Annotated in this window: 16 protein-coding genes and 1 pseudogene; 10 read left to right on the top strand and 7 right to left on the bottom strand. The window is 59.2% G+C overall.

What is annotated here, in order from left to right:
• Positions 1 to 294, bottom strand: a pseudogene (locus TSA66_RS27790) (hypothetical protein); the annotation flags it as partial.
• Between the two features lie 740 nt (positions 295 to 1,034).
• On the opposite strand from TSA66_RS27790, the gene TSA66_RS15205 reads away from it, so the two are divergent.
• Entirely contained in the window at positions 1,035 to 1,865 is an 831-nt protein-coding gene (locus TSA66_RS15205; RefSeq protein WP_232429480.1) for a polysaccharide deacetylase family protein, read from the top strand.
• A gap of 122 nt (positions 1,866 to 1,987) precedes the next feature.
• A complete protein-coding gene (locus tag TSA66_RS26280) occupies positions 1,988 to 2,959 on the top strand; it encodes a glycosyltransferase family 2 protein (RefSeq protein WP_084199638.1) in 972 nt (323 codons plus the stop codon).
• Between the two features lie 377 nt (positions 2,960 to 3,336).
• Here TSA66_RS26280 and TSA66_RS15215 read toward each other — a convergent pair whose 3' ends face one another.
• Genes TSA66_RS15215 through TSA66_RS15225 form a run of 3 tightly spaced genes read right to left on the bottom strand, consistent with a single transcriptional unit; the run spans position 3,337 to position 5,284 of the window.
• On the bottom strand, positions 3,337 to 4,194 hold the full coding sequence (locus tag TSA66_RS15215) for a hydrolase 1, exosortase A system-associated (RefSeq protein ID WP_040040599.1): 858 nt from the start codon (positions 4,192 to 4,194) through the stop codon (positions 3,337 to 3,339).
• On the bottom strand, positions 4,191 to 5,045 hold the full coding sequence (locus tag TSA66_RS15220) for a hydrolase 2, exosortase A system-associated (protein ID WP_084199640.1): 855 nt from the start codon (positions 5,043 to 5,045) through the stop codon (positions 4,191 to 4,193). The genes TSA66_RS15215 and TSA66_RS15220 overlap by 4 nt, the downstream gene beginning before the upstream one ends.
• Positions 5,033 to 5,284, bottom strand: coding sequence for an acyl carrier protein (locus TSA66_RS15225; protein ID WP_040040601.1), 252 nt, complete (start codon positions 5,282 to 5,284; stop codon positions 5,033 to 5,035). Before TSA66_RS15225 ends, TSA66_RS15220 begins: the two co-directional genes overlap by 13 nt.
• Before the next feature lie 85 nt (positions 5,285 to 5,369).
• Between TSA66_RS15225 and TSA66_RS15230 the strand changes: the two genes are divergently transcribed.
• The 7 genes from TSA66_RS15230 to TSA66_RS15260 all read left to right on the top strand — a co-directional run bounded on the left by TSA66_RS15230 (position 5,370) and on the right by TSA66_RS15260 (position 12,701).
• Positions 5,370 to 6,896 (top strand): nucleotide sugar dehydrogenase, encoded by a 1,527-nt coding sequence (locus tag TSA66_RS15230; protein ID WP_232429481.1) that lies wholly within the window; start codon positions 5,370 to 5,372, stop codon positions 6,894 to 6,896.
• Complete coding sequence (locus TSA66_RS15235) at positions 6,896 to 7,960, top strand: NAD-dependent epimerase/dehydratase family protein (protein WP_040040602.1); 1,065 nt, start codon at positions 6,896 to 6,898, stop codon at positions 7,958 to 7,960. The genes TSA66_RS15230 and TSA66_RS15235 overlap by 1 nt, the downstream gene beginning before the upstream one ends.
• A 14-nt stretch (positions 7,961 to 7,974) precedes the next feature.
• Positions 7,975 to 9,135, top strand: coding sequence for a GNAT family N-acetyltransferase (locus tag TSA66_RS15240; protein ID WP_052452357.1), 1,161 nt, complete (start codon positions 7,975 to 7,977; stop codon positions 9,133 to 9,135).
• Between the two features lie 139 nt (positions 9,136 to 9,274).
• Complete coding sequence (locus TSA66_RS15245; RefSeq protein ID WP_040040603.1) at positions 9,275 to 9,598, top strand: hypothetical protein; 324 nt, start codon at positions 9,275 to 9,277, stop codon at positions 9,596 to 9,598.
• 73 nt (positions 9,599 to 9,671) lie between these two features.
• Positions 9,672 to 11,027: a hypothetical protein gene (locus TSA66_RS15250; protein ID WP_040042641.1), complete on the top strand. Its 1,356-nt coding sequence runs from the start codon at positions 9,672 to 9,674 to the stop codon at positions 11,025 to 11,027.
• 10 nt (positions 11,028 to 11,037) lie between these two features.
• Positions 11,038 to 11,943 (top strand): metal ABC transporter substrate-binding protein, encoded by a 906-nt coding sequence (locus tag TSA66_RS15255; protein ID WP_040040604.1) that lies wholly within the window; start codon positions 11,038 to 11,040, stop codon positions 11,941 to 11,943.
• Complete coding sequence (locus tag TSA66_RS15260; protein WP_040040605.1) at positions 11,940 to 12,701, top strand: metal ABC transporter permease; 762 nt, start codon at positions 11,940 to 11,942, stop codon at positions 12,699 to 12,701. Before TSA66_RS15255 ends, TSA66_RS15260 begins: the two co-directional genes overlap by 4 nt.
• 18 nt (positions 12,702 to 12,719) lie before the next feature.
• Here the strand turns inward: TSA66_RS15260 and TSA66_RS15265 are convergent, their stop codons facing one another.
• Both TSA66_RS15265 and TSA66_RS27025 read right to left on the bottom strand, forming a co-directional pair.
• The gene (locus tag TSA66_RS15265) at positions 12,720 to 14,087 is read right to left on the bottom strand and encodes an NAD-dependent succinate-semialdehyde dehydrogenase (RefSeq protein ID WP_040040606.1); all 1,368 of its coding nucleotides are present in this window, start codon (positions 14,085 to 14,087) and stop codon (positions 12,720 to 12,722) included.
• A gap of 18 nt (positions 14,088 to 14,105) precedes the next feature.
• On the bottom strand, positions 14,106 to 14,324 hold the full coding sequence (locus tag TSA66_RS27025) for a hypothetical protein (RefSeq protein ID WP_198358824.1): 219 nt from the start codon (positions 14,322 to 14,324) through the stop codon (positions 14,106 to 14,108).
• On the opposite strand from TSA66_RS27025, the gene TSA66_RS15270 reads away from it, so the two are divergent.
• Positions 14,314 to 15,420, top strand: a complete 1,107-nt coding sequence (locus TSA66_RS15270) for an alkene reductase (protein ID WP_040040607.1) — start codon at positions 14,314 to 14,316, stop codon at positions 15,418 to 15,420. The two genes, TSA66_RS27025 and TSA66_RS15270, sit on opposite strands and share 11 nt — an antisense overlap.
• On the opposite strand, the gene TSA66_RS15275 is transcribed toward TSA66_RS15270, so the two are convergent.
• The gene (locus TSA66_RS15275) at positions 15,408 to 16,403 is read right to left on the bottom strand and encodes an LLM class flavin-dependent oxidoreductase (RefSeq protein ID WP_040040608.1); all 996 of its coding nucleotides are present in this window, start codon (positions 16,401 to 16,403) and stop codon (positions 15,408 to 15,410) included. The two genes, TSA66_RS15270 and TSA66_RS15275, sit on opposite strands and share 13 nt — an antisense overlap.
• Between the last annotated feature and the right edge of the window lie 4 nt (positions 16,404 to 16,407).

Here is a 16,407-nt window from a genome sequence, read left to right on the forward strand (position 1 = left end):
TGCAGGAGCAGGAGCAGGTGCAGGAGCAGGTGCAGTGGTGGTCGAACTGGAGTAATCACACACCTTGACCTGATTCGGAAGGGGATCGCCACCGAAAGCTTCATTGCCGCAGCCGATACTGTCGGTGGCGGTGCGGTACAGCCAAGTTCCATCACCGCCATAGCGAACCTGACGGGTGCCGCTAAAGGTGCAAGTATTGTATTCACTTGCGCAGCGAGTCCAGCTCGTCGTGTTTTTAACGACTTTGCGTGCCGCCACTTGGGACTGCGAATCTGCCGATCCAGCGTCCGTCAAGGCATCTCCGGATCCGCCACCGCAGGCTGCGACCAGAACTGAAGCACATATAGTTGATATTGTCGGCATGGGCGCACGACGAAGATAGTGTTTTAACATCGCAGACTTCCTAAAATGGTCCCACTGTTTCCAATTGGTAAGACCTTGGAGAAGGCTGCTAACTGAAAGTTCCTGGTCGCAACAAGAATTATTTCCTCAATTCAATTAAGCGCTATCGATAGTGAAAAACAATGTCTAGCCATGGCCATTTTGGCTGCTATGGTTTGTCTTTTTCTGTTCCTGTAGTTGCGTCCCGTGCATATCGGCACACAAATCACAACACGCGATGATGTTTTTCGTGCAAATCGTGCTGCCGTTACATAAGAAAAATATGAGCGACGATGGGCCTCGATATGGTGCCGCTTTCAAAGTTCTGTCCGTTGCGCTTTATCAAAATGAAAACGTAACAGGCAGCAATACTTAGGCCCTGACAGCGATCTTGCGCTTGATATTTCCATTTCGTAATTCGTAATTCGATCGGGTCGGAGTGTCGGAGGGCCACTTGGTCATCCCGCAAAATCATGCAATTTGAATAAGAACCATATAGGCTCTCGACGATATTTATGGGCTTAGCACCCTACTTAGTCCGATCATTTGGCGATTTAGTCGCGTCTCGCGACAAGAGTGGCGGTCGTGTATGCATCATCAATTACCACCGGATACTGAGCGCGCCGGACCCTTTCTTTGAAAGCGAACCGGATGTGAAAACCTTTCGCTGGCACATGGAATTGTTGGCGAACTGCTTTAACGTGCTCCCGTTGGACGTTGCTTTGAAAGCCCTATCTTCTGGAGACGTGCCTCCTCGTGCTGTTTGCATCACGTTCGATGACGGCTACCGCAGTATCCATGATTTCGCGCTTCCGATTCTGCGTGAATTCGGATTGCCGGCAACCGTGTTTGTTACTACCGGAACAGTGGATGGCGGCACCATGTGGAACGATACGATTACAGAGGCAATTCGCCGCTTCCCTGGCAAGCAACTGGATTTGCGTGATATTGGCTTAGGGCAATATTCGGTTGCGACTGTCCATGAACGCAAGCACGTCGTTGGCGAGGTCACTAGGCATTCCAAATATTTATGCCCGCAGGAGCGTCTTAGCATTACCGGGAAGTTGGAAAACTTGGCAAACGCACCTCTTCCGAATGTGATGCTCTCCCGTGAAATGATCTTCAATCTCGCGCAGAACGGTATTGAGATTGGTGGCCATACTATTTCTCACCCGATTCTCACGAAAGTTGATAACGAGCAAGCCAGAGAAGAAATACGAGAAGGCAAACAGCAGCTTGAAGCAATCACACGAAAAAGTGTGCGATTTTTTGCTTACCCAAATGGCAAGCCCAAGGTCGATTTCGACCATCATCATGTTCAAATGGTCAAGGACGCCGGCTATAGCGCTGCCTTTACCACCGTAATTGGGCCTGCTACCGCAAGTCATGATCGATTTCATCTGCCACGAAGTCGGCCGTGGGACACGAACCCGCTAATGTTTTCGTCACGGCTATTAGCTTGGCTTGCAGGAAAGGCAATTTAATGTCCGCCTTACTCTTATTAATAGAGAAAAATCCTGCTTTGGTTGCGCGGATGACGTCGCTTCAACGAATTGATTCTGGATTGGCATTTGCCAATTTTCTTTACCTATTATAGGAGCTGCGCATGGCCAGCATGACATTAAGAGGTGAACTGGTTCCGGCTTCGCCACAGTTTAGCGTCGTGATCATCGCGTACAACAGCGAACCTTTCTTGATCGAAACGGTGCAGTCAGCACTCTCGCAGGATTTGCCAGATGTTGAAGTCATTGTGGTGGATGATGGATCGCGACGACCAGTCACTGAAACGTTGTCGCATGCAACACTCTCGCGTTGCATCGTGATTCAAAAAGAGAATGGAGGTATTGCCGCTGCGCGCAATACCGGTATTCGTGCTTGTCGCAGTCCATATGTCGCATTGCTAGATGGTGACGATTGTATGTTGCCGCACCATTGTCGCACTGCGTTGCAATGCTTTCGCGCTAATCCTGATATCGATGTAGTCGTCCCTGACGCCTATATTCTTGCGACAAATGTTGCACGGTGTACTGTGAAGCATTCTTCCCGTTATCCACGAACGAAGCCGATTACATTTAATAATTTTGTAACGGGAGTTAGCCCTTTGGCTGGCTGGTCGTCGATGCGACGCAACTGCTTCGACCGGTTTTGTTATCTGGATGATGAATTCCGTAATGGTGGGGAAGATTTTCACCATTTTGCAAAGCTGCTTGCGATGGGCGCTAATTTCGCCTATCTCCCAGAACCAACCTACGAGTATCGGCGTCATGATGGATCGATAACATTCTCGCAGCCGATCCACATGGCAAAGTGTATCTTGCGGGCGATTGAGAAGCTGGTAGTTGAGCCGATCTTTACCAACGAAATGCTGGAACTGCTTAGCGATTACCGATTTAAGACAACGCAATTACTTGCTTGGTATCATTTTCGGGAAAGCTTTTCAAAACGCGACTTCAGTGTCGCAGCAAAATGGCTTCCATCCATTCAGAGTCGATTCCTTCCCAGCCATGCATCACGGGTCAAATTTTTTTGTGCAGTGCTGTTTATGAAAGTTTTTCTGCGCGTTGGATCGCGGGGATGAATTGCCATTGGCAGAGATGAGAAAAGATGGAGAAGAAAAGGGTAGTGCTGAGTTGCTCCAAGAGAATTATTTTGGCAGGAGAGCCGGAAAAAATGTTTGTACCTTAAGAACAATCTGCTAAATATCCAATCGACGGACAGAGATATGGTATGCCTCGACCCCGAAAACTCATGAGTCTTTGTTGGCCACAGCCCAATACATTGTGAGTATCGAGAAGCAGCAATGACTCAGGGGGCGATTGTTCCGAAGAGATCGCATTCCTCAAGAATTATATTAATTCGGAACAACTTGAGACGCTTGCTCAGCCTTTGTTTTTGTATAAGAAGGACTACGGAAAATATCTAATGCAGATATTGGCCGACAGGGTTTTCTAGGGCCTAGCGCGCTGGCAGACTGTGCAACCACTCCAAGGTGATGCCTATTACCTGTTCCCGCCAGTCTCGGCGCGCGAATGTGTGATTTGCCCCCCGCAGATCGAACCGCTGCACACGCGATGCATGCATCAACTTGCGCCAAGAAGACGTACCCTGTGCTAGTTCTCTGAACTCTTGCGCAGTCAGGTCGTTCTCGCTCAGGATAATCAGCACTTTCCCTGAAAACTGCGTCAATCCGTAATGGAGCCGATCCGGAAGCGACATGCCTCCATTAGTATCCGTGCTTGCATTCGATGTGCTGAAGGCGCAATGGACCATTGTTCGCAGTGAGTGCATTGCTGCATAGGTCTGGAACTCACCGCGCATAATTTTCCTCCATAGCGCGGGGTCCGTCAGGCGTGTGCGGTAGTAATGCTTGAGATGCGCCTTTGCTGCGCCTTGCTCCGTATGCGCCCAGGGATTCACCAGCACCATCCCGCTGACACGCGCATCGCGGTATGCATAGAATAGCGATGCAGAGGCACCGTCGCATAAACCCCACATAACGACTTCGCAAATCGATGGGATGGCTGCCAGAAGTTGGTCAACCGCGACGCGCAGGTCATCGTCCACCCGCTCGAAATTGCGAGGCTCGCCCTCACTGTCGCCCATGCCGCGATAATCGAACCGCAGCACGGGATATCCATGTGATGCGAGTGCGCGTGCAAGCAGAACAAACTGCCGATGACTACCGGCCCGATATTGTGGGCCGCCCACGACAATGAGTACTGCGCGGGAGCGAGGTTGCCGCGGGACGCTGAGGATGCCATACAACGCAGCATCGTGGCAGGAAAAGCAGAGCGGGCGTTCTTCGACTGTCATGCTATTGCTTCCCGGAGCAGCTGCACGGACGTTGAAATCAATGCCGGGCATTCGACGACTTCCCGCGTTCCCCAGAAACTGGGGCCGGCAATGGATTGCACGCGCACATCGATCCCTCGGTCTATCCATGCGTTGACAGTGTCCATGCGCGCCGCAGGAATCGAAGCATTTTCGCTTCGCGTCATTTCGAGCCAATGCACCGGGCAGGGCAGCCCGTCTAGCGTGCCCAGGTCGATATGATCGAAATCTGCAACCAGCGCCGGGGGCAATTCATACCCGCCTACCTCGACTATTTTTCCTTCCTTGAGTGCTGTGCGCAACGTTTGTACTGTTCCGCCTTCCAGTGCCTCTGTAGCCACCATATCCGCTGCCTGGCGCATGCGCAGCAGCTGGGTGACGTACTGCTCGCCCGAAATTATCGGTTGCCAGGCAATGCAGCCCTCTACCGGATAAGGACTGCTGCGTGCAAGCTCAATGGCCAGCGTTGCGCCCAGTCGCAGCCCCCAAAGAATGATGCGTGACGATGCGTGATGACGCACCCACGCGATCGCGTGCACGAGGTCTTGCTTCCAGATTTCCCACTGTGCATCGCGCAAATCGCCGCTGCTGTCCCCGCATCCGAAAAGGTCGATTTGCAGCACGGCGAAGCCGATAGCGGTAAACGCTCTTGCCTGTTGCGCGGCCATGCGGCGCGACATGTTCATTTCTTCGCCGAACGGCGGCACATAAATGATCGCTCCGCGGCATTCAGTTTGTGGCGCCGGTGCATGGAAGAGCACAAATCGCCTGCCTGGAGAAGCGTCAAGAAAAAAGGGGCGCGCCGGTACTTGCAGTGCGCTCATTGCATGCATTTGCGCTCAATCACTGCGGACAAGGTTCCGACGGTTTCGAAGACGTCTGCATTGATGTCGTCATCCTCAAAAACGATGCCGAAGTGGTCTTCTATGGCGGTAATCACGCTGACGACGGCCATCGAGTCCAGTTCCGGCAGGCTGCCAAGTAATCGGGTATTTGCGGCCAGTGTGGCAGCGCGCTCTCCCAGACTTAATGCGTCGGCAAGGATAGCTTTGACTTGTTCGATTGATTGCATGGATGGCTCCGCAATGACGGCGTTAGCGTTGCATGCATTGGCCGGCGCAAAGCCAATTTCATAAACGCCGGGCAGCGAGCGGTGAATGAATGCGGTAAGCCAATGCAGTTGGGTATGTTGCCTCGAACAAAATTCCGTCCGTTGCGGTTTATCAAAACGTCAACATAACAGGCAGCAATACTTAGGCCCTGACAACGATCTTGTACAAAGCCTGTTACTGCCGAAGGAGAATCCCTTGCTTACCCGTGAATCGCTCTCGCCTGATATCCAGTCCGTCATCGACACCCAGTTGGCGCGTATCTCGCAATTGGACAATACCGCCGACGATGACGCTAAGGTTGTCGCCGTGGTCGGACTTGGGTATGTGGGGCTGCCCCTTGCGGTTGCCTTCGGCAAGCACGTGCACACGGTAGGTTTCGACTTGTCTGATTCTAAAGTCGAGAATTACCGTCGCTTTGTCGACCCGACGGGCGAAGTATCGACGGAGGAGTTGCGCGCCGCCCGCAAACTGGAGTGCAGCACCGATCCAGCCTGCCTGGCGCAAGCGGACTTCATCATCGTTGCCGTTCCAACTCCAGTCGATATCGCTCACCAGCCCGACTTTACGCCGCTTATCGGCGCCTCCCAGTCGGTCGGCAAGCACATGAAACGCGGAGCGATCGTGGTGTATGAATCGACCGTGTATCCAGGGGCCACGGAGGAAGTGTGCGTTCCTATCCTGGAAAAGTATTCTGGTATGCAATGGAAAAAAGATTTCCATGTCGGTTTTTCGCCAGAGCGTATCAATCCTGGCGACAAGGAACACACGCTGGCATCCATCGTCAAGATCGTCTCCGGAGACGATGAAGAAACACTGCAGCAGGTTGCCCGCCTGTACGAACGCGTGGTGGCAGCGGGCGTGCACCGTGCGTCCAGCATTAAGGTCGCTGAATCCGCGAAGGTGATCGAAAATACGCAGCGTGACCTTAACATCGCGCTGATGAACGAGCTCGCCATTATCTTCGACAAGCTCGGTATTGATACGTTGGAAGTACTCCAGGCAGCGGGCACCAAATGGAATTTCCTCAATTTTCGGCCCGGCCTCGTCGGAGGGCATTGCATCGGTGTCGACCCGTATTACCTGACGCACAAGGCGGAAATGATCGGCTACCACCCGCAAGTTATTCTCGCCGGGCGGCGCATCAACGACGGCATGGCGAAATTCGTCGCCGAGAAGACCGTGAAGGAACTGATTCGTGCCGGCTTCCCTGTCAAGGGGAGCAAGGTCAACGTGCTCGGCCTGACGTTCAAGGAAAATTGCCCTGATCTGCGCAACTCCAAGGTTGCCGACCTGGTGCAGGAGCTCAAATCCTACGGCGTCGAGGTGTATGTCCACGATCCGGTGGCCGCTCCGGAAGAAGCCGAGCACGAGTATGGCGTGAAATTGGTCGCTTGGGATGAACTGCCGCGCGCGGAGGCCGTCATCGCCGCGGTTGCCCATCGCGACTTGCTGGCGCGCCCGATCTCTGAAATCCATGCAAAGCTCGCAGACAAAGGCTGCTTCGTCGACGTGAAATCGCAGTTCGATTCGAAGACGCTCGAGAGTGCAGGTATTAGCGTGTGGAGACTTTGATGGAGTTTCCAAACAGTGCCGCATATCCCGCCCGCTACGAGCAGCTGCGTCGCCATTTGCAGTCGCACCGCTACCACTGGCTTGTCACTGGAGTAGCCGGCTTCATAGGCTCGTCCCTGCTGGAAGCCTTGCTGGGCCTGAACCAGAAAGTCACCGGCATCGACAATTTTTCGACCGGTTACCGGTATAACCTCGATCTGGTTCGCGAGTCGGTCGGGACGGATGCGTGGGAGAATTTTCAATTCATGCCCGGCGATATCCGAATGCTGGAGGATTGTGTTCGTGCATGCCAGGGCGTTGATTACGTATTGCATGAAGCTGCACTTGGCTCCGTGCCGCGCTCGCTTCACGATCCGATCCTGACGAACGCGAATAACGTCACCGGCTTCCTGAATGTGCTGGTGGCAGCGCGTGACGCGCGGGTGAAACGCTTTGTCTATGCGGCATCCAGCTCGACCTATGGCGATCATCCGGGTCTGCCCAAAGTGGAGTCGGCGATTGGCAAGCCGCTGTCGCCATATGCAGTGACCAAATACGTCAACGAGCTGTATGCCGACGTATTTGCGCGCTGCTACGAGGTCGAGTCGATCGGCCTACGCTACTTCAATGTCTTCGGTCCGCGTCAGGACCCCAACGGCGCTTATGCGTCGGTCATCCCGCAATGGATTGCTGCCCTGATCAATGAACAGCCGGTCAACATCAATGGCGACGGCCATACCAGCCGCGATTTCTGTTTTATCGACAATGTTGTTCAGGCGAATCTGCTCGCCGCATTGAGCGATAACCCGCGCGCGGTCAACCAAGTGTACAACGTGGCGCTGAACGATCGCACCAGCCTCAATGAGCTGTATGAAATGATGCGCGCGGAATTGATCGAATCCGTTCCAGGATTACGCGATCATCGTCCCCAATACCGGCCCTTCAGGGATGGCGACGTGAGGCATTCACAGGCGGATATTTCCAAGGCCAGGGAATTGCTCGGATTCGAGCCAACGGATCGCATCCGTGGCGGCCTGAAAAAGACCATTGCATGGTACAAGGAGCATCTCGCGGTGACTTGCTGAGCAGGAGATGGCGAATGGAACGCGTGGTGGTCTACGACAGTTTCGACAGCCTGCCCGCATCCTGCCAGACGCTGTTTCAGCGTAGTTGCGCGCAGGCAGGCGTTTTTCTGAGCCTGCCATGGTTTCGGACGCTTGCGGCCGGCGCTTTCAAAGAGTCTCTGGTTCGCATCTATGCGCTTCAATCCGACGCGAACCAGAGTGTTCATGCGCTGCTGCCGATGCGGGTCCTTATCTTAGCCGGCCGGTTTTTTTCTGTGCGACAGCTTACTGCGGCGGCGAATTTCTACACGCCGCTCTTTGGCCCATTGGTCGCCGGCTCCGTGCCTGTGCCGAGCAGTTTGAGGCGGTTGGCCAGGGAAATGGCGGCCGACCCGGGATGCTGGGATACCGTGGCGATATATCCGATGGATCGCGACAGCACGGTCTATGCTGCAATGCAGTCGGCCTTTCGGAGAGCAGGCATGGCTGTCCAGTCATACCGGTGCTTCGCCAACTGGTACCTGAAGGTAGACGGGCGTTCATATGACGAATATGCCGCGAGCCTGCCGCCACAACTTCGCAATACACTGAAACGCAAGGCGAAGCAGCTTCCTGCCGATCGGTTTTACATGGAAATCATCACTGACGGCAACGATCTGGAACGCGGCATACGCGCTTACCATGCCGTCTATCAGGCTAGCTGGAAGCAGCCGGAAGCCTTCCCGCAGTTCATGCCCGGGCTTATCCGCACCTGTGCCAGTGAGGGATGGCTGCGGCTGGGCGTTGCCTATATCGATGGACAACCGGCGGCCGCTCAAGTATGGATCGTCGCTGGCGGCGTGGCATCGATTTACAAGCTGGCATACGACCAAGATTTTGCAAAGTATTCCGTTGGAACATTGTTAACTGCGCATCTGATGCGGCACGTGATCGACCTCGATCGCGTGCGGGAAGTAGATTTCCTGTCCGGCGATGATGCCTACAAGAGCGATTGGATGTCGCACCGGCGGGAGCGCTGGGGCCTCATGGCGTTCAATCTGCGTAGCTTCAAGGGCATAATACTTGCCGTTGTGCATCTCGCTGGACGTCCTTCGAAGAACTTTCTGTTACGCCCGCTAAAATGGGGAAGGGCGGTGGGTAATCGGATATTTTCCGGGAAATTCTTTTCAGGCAAGCGCGATTCGCTTCAAGCTTGAGCCGCTGCAGTCATCTGAATGGCACAAGGGGAACCAGCAGACGGACAAGGCTATAATTCTGCAGGCGCGAAACTGTGCTCCCCATGAAATACGCATATCTGGCTGCCTTGCGGCCGGCCTTATTCGACGAACCGCTTTTGTGAAACTGCGCCAGACCGCTACCCATGTTGTGTTGGCCCTGTTGCTGCTGCTGTCGCAGCAGTTGGGGATAGCGCACGCGGTTTCCCACCTAACGACGCAGAGTACCTCCGGCGTTGCACAGCAAAAGCAGCTGCCGCCGGAATTGCAATGCGATCAATGTCTCGCATTCGCGGCCATCGGCTCGGCTGTCAATGCGGCACCGCATGCATTTTTCATCGGCCTTGCCGCCAACCCATTTGAGGTTGGTCTCGCGCCTTTCAGGCTGCTTCCTCCCACCATCCGCGCCTTCGATTCGCGCGCTCCACCTGTCGTCGTTCGTTAAGCGCTATTGAAGATCGGGCCCGCGCGCCATGCCGCGCAGGTTCTGCTTTGCTTTTCACCGACAGGAATTCAACATGTTGAAACACACCGTACTGGCGGCGGCGCTGGCTGCGGCCTTTGGCGCGCCATTCTCCGCCCGTGCCGCGGGCGACAAGGAACTGGCGCAACTGCGCGAAGAAATCCGGCAGATGAAGCAGGATTACGAAGCGCGCATCCAAGCACTGGAAAATAGGCTGCAGGCGGCCGAAGCGCAAGCCGTGCCGACGCCGGCCGGGCAGCCACCGGCGCCGGCTGCTGGCGCCACGGCAAATGCCAATGCCTTCAATCCTGAAATGTCCCTCATTCTTGGCGGTACCTATGCCAACTTGCAGCAAGATCCAAGGCAGTTCCGCATCCAGGGCTTCGTGCCGGGTGGGGAAGACATCGGGCCGGGCGCGCGCAGCTTCAACCTCGGCGAATCGGAGCTGACGCTGCGCGCCAACATCGATCCGCAGTTCGCCGGGCAGATGACCTTCGCGCTGGCAGCCGACAACAGTGTCGGCGTCGAGGAGGCATTTTTCCGCACGCGGGGGCTGTCGAACGGCCTCAACTTGAAGGGCGGCCGCTTCCTGTCGGCGATCGGCTACCTCAACAGCCAGCACGCGCATGCCTGGGATTTCGTCGATGCGCCGCTGGCATACCAGGCGTTTTTCGGCGGCCAGTTCAGGCCCGATGGCGTGCAGCTGACGTGGCTGGCGCCGGCCGAGCGCTTCGTCGAGCTGGGCGTCGAAGCCGGCAACGGCGCGGCCTTCCCCGGTAGCGACCGCAACAAGAACGGGATCGGCTCGTCGGCGTTGTTCGCCCATGTCGGCGACGACATCGGCGACAGCGCGAGCTGGCGGCTGGGCGCATCCTTGCTGCATACGAGCGCGGCGCAGCGCAGCTTTGACGACGGCGGCGTGACCAGCGCCTTCAGCGGCCGCTCCAATACCTGGATCGTCGATGGCATCTACAAGTGGGCGCCGAACGGCAACGCCGCGCAGACCAATTTCAAGCTGCAGGGCGAGTATTTCCGGCGCCGGGAAACGGGCACGCTGGACTTCGCTTCGACATCGCCGGCGGCCGTGACGGATGCCTATGCAAGCGCGCAATCCGGCTGGTACCTGCAGGGCGTCTATCAGTTCCGGCCGCTGTGGCGCGTCGGCCTGCGCTACGACAAGCTGTACTCCGGCACGCCGGACCTCGGCGCCACGCTCGATCGCGCCAGCTTGCCGCTGCTGACGTCCTACAACCCGTCGCGCAGCACCGTCATGCTCGATTATTCGCCGTCCGAATTCAGCCGCTTGCGCCTGCAGGTCGCGCGCGACAAGTCGCGCCCGGGCGCGAGCGACAACCAGATCTTCCTGCAGTACATCATGAGCCTCGGCGCGCACGGCGCGCATACGTTCTAAGGAGCCGCAAATGAAAAAGACATTATCCGTTGTGATCGCTTCGATCGCGATCCTGCTGGCGTTGCCGTCCCGTGCCGCCGTCAACGTGCTGGCGTGCGAGCCGGAATGGGCGGCGCTGGCGGTCGAAATCGGCGGCGACAAGGTCAAGGCGTCGAGCGCCACGACCGCGCTGCAGGACCCGCACCGCATCGAGGCTCGCCCCAGCCTGATCGCCAGAACGCGCAATGCCGACCTCTTGGTGTGCACCGGGCTGGACCTGGAAGCGGGATGGCTGCCGATCCTGCGCCAGCAATCGGGCAACCCGAAAATCGAGCCGGGCCAGCCGGGCAACCTCGAAGTCGGCAGCTTGGTGCCGCGCCTGGAAGTGCCGGCCCGCCTGGACCGTGCGGAAGGCGACGTGCACGCCGCCGGCAACCCGCACATCCAGCAGGACCCGCGCAATATCGCCAAGGCGGCCGATGCGCTGGCGCAGCGCCTGGCGCAGATCGACCACGCCAATGCCGCCTACTACCAGGCGCGTTACAAGGACTTCGCGGCGCGCTGGAATGCGGCCATCCAGAAGTGGGAACGGCAGGCTGCGCCATTGAAAGGTGCGGCCGTGGTCGCGCACCACAAGAACATGGAATACTTGCTGAACTGGCTGGGCATGCGCAGCGTCGGGATGCTCGAGCCGAAGCCGGGCGTGGAGCCGAGCGCTGCGCACCTGGCGGAGCTGGCCGCCCAGTTGCAGCGCCAGCCGGCGAAGATGGTGCTGCGCGCAGCCTATCAGGATGGGCGCGCGTCGCAATGGCTGTCTGAGCATGCGCACATTCCCGCCGTCGTGCTGCCGTTTACGGTGGGTGGCGACGATCAGGCGAAAGACTTGTTCAGCTTGTTCGACGACACCGTGCAACGCTTGCTGGACGGTGCGAAATGAACACCGACGCGATCGATCTCTCCATCATCGCGCCGGCCTTCGCGGCCGGTCTGCTGGTGCTCGCCACGCACGTGCCGCTCGGCGCGCAAGTGCTCAAGCGCGGCATCGTCTTCATCGACCTGGCGATTGCGCAGATCGCGGCGCTGGGCGTGATCGTGGCTGGCTTTGCCGGCATCGAGCAGGGCTGGCCGGTGCAGCTGGCTGCGGGAGCCGCCGCGGTGCTGGGCGCGTTCCTGCTGACCTGGACCGAACAGCGCTGGCCGGATGTGCAGGAAGCGCAGATCGGCGCGCTGTTCGTGCTGGCCGCCACCGGCGGCCTGCTGCTCTTGGCGCACAACCCGCACGGCGGAGAACACTTGCGCGACCTGCTCGCCGGGCAGATCCTGTGGGTGCGCTATGAGCAGCTGGGCGTGCCGCTGATTGCCACCATCGTCATCGCGGCGGCGATCTTCCTGTGCAAGGACCGGCTGGGGCGGCTGGCGTTCTACCTGCTGTTTGCGCTGGCCGTGACGGTATCGGTGCAGCTCGTCGGCGTGTACCTGGTGTTCGCCAGCCTGATCGTTCCTGCGCTCGGCGTGCGCAACCACCCGGAGCGCAGGCGCCTGCCGCTGGCGTATGCGATTGGAATGGCGGGTTATGCGCTCGGCCTGCTGCTGTCGATGGTGTTCGACCTGCCTTCCGGCGCGCTTGTCGTGTGGTGCCTCGCGCTGCTGGCGGTGGCCGCGCATGCGCTCGGGCCGGCGCGGCCGGCGCCATGAACCGGGGCGGGCTGCACGTCAGCTCACCGCGCCGTGCCACACCGTCTTGATATTGACGAACTCCCGGATTCCGAACGAAGACAGCTCTCGCCCGTAGCCTGAGTGCTTGACGCCGCCGAACGGCAGGCGCGCGTCCGACTTCACGAAGGCGTTCACGAACACGCTTCCTGCCTCGATGTCGCGCGCGATGCGATCGGCGCGCGCAGCGTCGCCGGTGAAGACCGCCGCGCCCAGGCCGTACTGCGACTGGTTCGCCAGCGCGACCGCCTGCTGCTCGCCGGGTGCCTCGATGATGGCCGCGACCGGGCCGAATATCTCTTCATCGAAGGCCGCCATGCCGGGCTTCACATCGGCCAGCACCGTGGCTGGATAGCAGGCGCTGCGCCCGGCGGGAATCTGGCCGCCGGCCAGCAGACGCGCGCCCTGCTGCACCGACTTTTGCACCTGGCCGTGCACGCCGTCGCGCAGGTCGTGACGTGCCAGCGGCCCGATATCGGTCTCGCCGTCTTTCGGGTCGCCGCAGCAAATCGCGTTGAATTCTTCCACGTAGCGCTGCACGAACTGCCCGTACAGGGCGGAGACCACGATGAAGCGCTTGGCCGCGATGCAGCTTTGCCCGGCATTGATCAGCCGGCTCTGCGCGCAGGTCCTGACCGCCAGTCCGAGGTCTGCGTCCTCCAGCACGACATAGGCATCGCTGCCGCCCAGTTCCAGCACCGTCTTCTTCAGTTCCGAGCCGGCGATGCCCGCCACCGACCTGCCGGCCGGCGTGCTGCCGGTGAGCGTGACGGCGCGCACCAGCGGATGGTGGATGATTTTTTCGACGCGCGCGCTCTCGACCAGCAGCGTGCCGAACACAGATTGCGCAAAGCCGGCCTGCTGAAATATTTCCTGGATGGCGAGCGCGCAGCCCGAGACATTCGACGCATGCTTGAGCACGGCGACATTGCCCGCCATCAGCGACGGGGCGGCAAAGCGGAACACTTGCCAGAACGGGAAATTCCACGGCATCACTGCCAGGATCACGCCGAGCGGATCGAAGGCGACATAGCTGTTGGCGGCATCGCTGTCGACGTGCTGGTTCGCAAGGAACGCTGGTGCATTGTTGGCGTAAAAGTCGCAGCAGGACGCGCACTTCTCGATTTCGCTCACGCCATCGCGCAGCACCTTGCCCATTTCATCGGCCATCAGGTCCGCCAGTTCGCGCTTGCGGTCGCGCAGCACGGCAGCCGCGGAATGCATGAGCCGCGCACGCTCCGCAAATGGCGTCTGGCGCCAGTCACGGAATGCCCGGTCGGCTGCGCGGATGCGCTGGTCGACCTGCTCGTCGCTTTCGGAAGGGTAAGTGCGGATTGTTTCTCCCGTGTAAGGGTTGACGCTTTGCATGGCGCCTCCTTGGCTGGGTTAAATGTGGTGGTGGAACATCACGGCATGCTGAAGCCGCCATTCATAGCTACGACTGCCTTGCCTGCGCGCCGTTCCGTCGCGCGTGGCGTTGAACCAAACACGGCGCGATTTATCACATGGCTCATGCTGTTTTGCCAGCAGCACCTGCATGAATAATTGCTGCAGGCGAAGAAAGACGGCATGTCCGCAACCTGGAGCTACGCCGATGAGCACCACTACCCGCCAAGCGATCGATGTCTTTTCACCCTACGCCATGGGGCCGCTGCAGCTGAAGAACCGGATGGTGATGGCGCCGTTGACCAGAAGCCGCGCCGGTGCGGGAAACGTGCCGTCGGACATGGCGCCGACCTATTACAGCCAGCGCGCCGGGGCCGGGCTGATCATTACCGAGGCCACGCAGGCCGGCGCCGGTGGCCAGGGCTATATCGCCACGCCCGGCATCCATAGCGAGGCGCAAGTGGCGCAATGGAAGAAGGTCACTGATGCGGTGCATCAGCAGGGCGGGCTGATTTTCGTGCAGCTGTGGCATGTGGGGCGCATCTCGCATCCGGATTTTCGCGGCGGTCAATTGCCGGTGGCCCCGTCCGCCATTGCCCCACGCGGCGTGCAGACCTATACCGCGCAAGGCTTGCAACCGATCCCGGCGCCGCGCGCGCTGCAACCAGATGAAATCCCCGGCATCGTCGCCGAATTCAGGCTGGCGGCAAAAAATGCGCAGGCCGCCGGCTTCGACGGTGTTGAAGTGCATGGTGCAAACGGCTACCTGCTCGACCAGTTTCTTGAAGACGGCACCAACCGGCGCACGGACGATTATGGCGGCAGCGTGGAAAATCGCGCGCGCCTGCTGTTCGAGGTGATCGACGCAGTGACCCAGGTCTGCGGCAGCGAGCGGGTCGGCGTGCGGCTGTCGCCGGGCGGCACCTTCAACGACATGTGCGATTGCCATCCGCAGGACACCTTCGGCTATGTCGTGCGGCGCCTTGCAACGCTGAACCTGGCCTACCTGCATCTGATCGAGCCGGCCCAGCCGCAGGGCGAGCATCCGATGCCAGACTTGAGTGCCCGCTTTTTCCGGCCGCTCTATCCGCGCACGCTGATCGTCGCCGGCGGCTACACGCTGGAGCGGGCAAACGCGGTGTTGCGCGATGGACTGGCCGACTTGGTCGCATTCGGTCAGCTATTTCTCGCCAACCCGGACCTGGTGGAGCGCTTCCGGCGCGGCGTGCCGCTCAACACGCCCGATTCGCAAACGTTCTACGGCGGCGGCGCCGAGGGATACATCGATTATCCGACCCTGGATCAGGCTGCTTGATGCGCCTGGCCAATGCAGGCGGTCAGCTCGTAGGAGCGCAGGCGCGCGGCGTGATCGAAAATCTGCGACGTGATCATCAGCTCGTCCGCGCCGGTGCGGCCAATGAATGACTGCAGTTCGCGCGCGACCGTGTCGGGCGCGCCGATGGCCGAGCAGGACAGCACGTGTTCCAGCAAGGCGCGCTCCTGCGGCCCGAGCTGGTCGCGGTAGCCGGCGAGCGGCGGCGGCAGGCGCGAAGGGCGGCCGCTGCGCAGATTGACGAAGGCTTGCTGCACCGAGCTGGCGAGGCACTGCGCTTCGTCGTCGCTGTCGGCTGCGATGACGTTAAAGCCAAGCATGACATACGGCTGTTGCAGCTGCGCCGACGGGCGGAAGGCCGCGCGGTACAGCGCGATGGCCTGCATCATCTGGGCCGGCGCGAAATGCGATGCGAATGCATACGGCAGGCCGAGCGCGGCCGCCAGTTGCGCGCCGAACAGGCTCGATCCCAGGATCCAGATCGGCACGTTCAGGCCGGCGCCGGGCACCGCGCGCACCGGCCGCCTGCCTTGCGCTGCAAAGTAATCCATCAGCTCGGCCACGTCTTGCGGGAATTCGTCCGGATCGGAATCGAGGTTGCGCCGCAGGGCGCGCGCCGTGGCCGGATCGGAACCGGGGGCGCGTCCCAGCCCGAGGTCGATGCGGCCCGGGTAGAGCGATTCGAGCGTGCCGAATTGTTCGGCAATCACGAGCGGCGAATGATTCGGCAACATGATGCCGCCGGCGCCGACCCGGATCTGCGAGGTGCCGCCGGCCACGTGGCCGATCAGCACGGCCGTCGCCGCGCTGGCGATGCCCGGCATGCCGTGGTGTTCGGCCAGCCAGTAGCGGCGGTAGCCCCAGCGCTCTGCATGCTGCGCCAGGTCCAGCGTATTGCGGAACGATTGCGCCGCGTCGCTGCCTTCGGCAATCGGGGAAAGGTCGAGGACGGAAAACGGGATCATGGCA

This window comes from Noviherbaspirillum autotrophicum (assembly GCF_000818395.1).
GTDB lineage: Bacteria > Pseudomonadota > Gammaproteobacteria > Burkholderiales > Burkholderiaceae_D > Noviherbaspirillum > Noviherbaspirillum autotrophicum.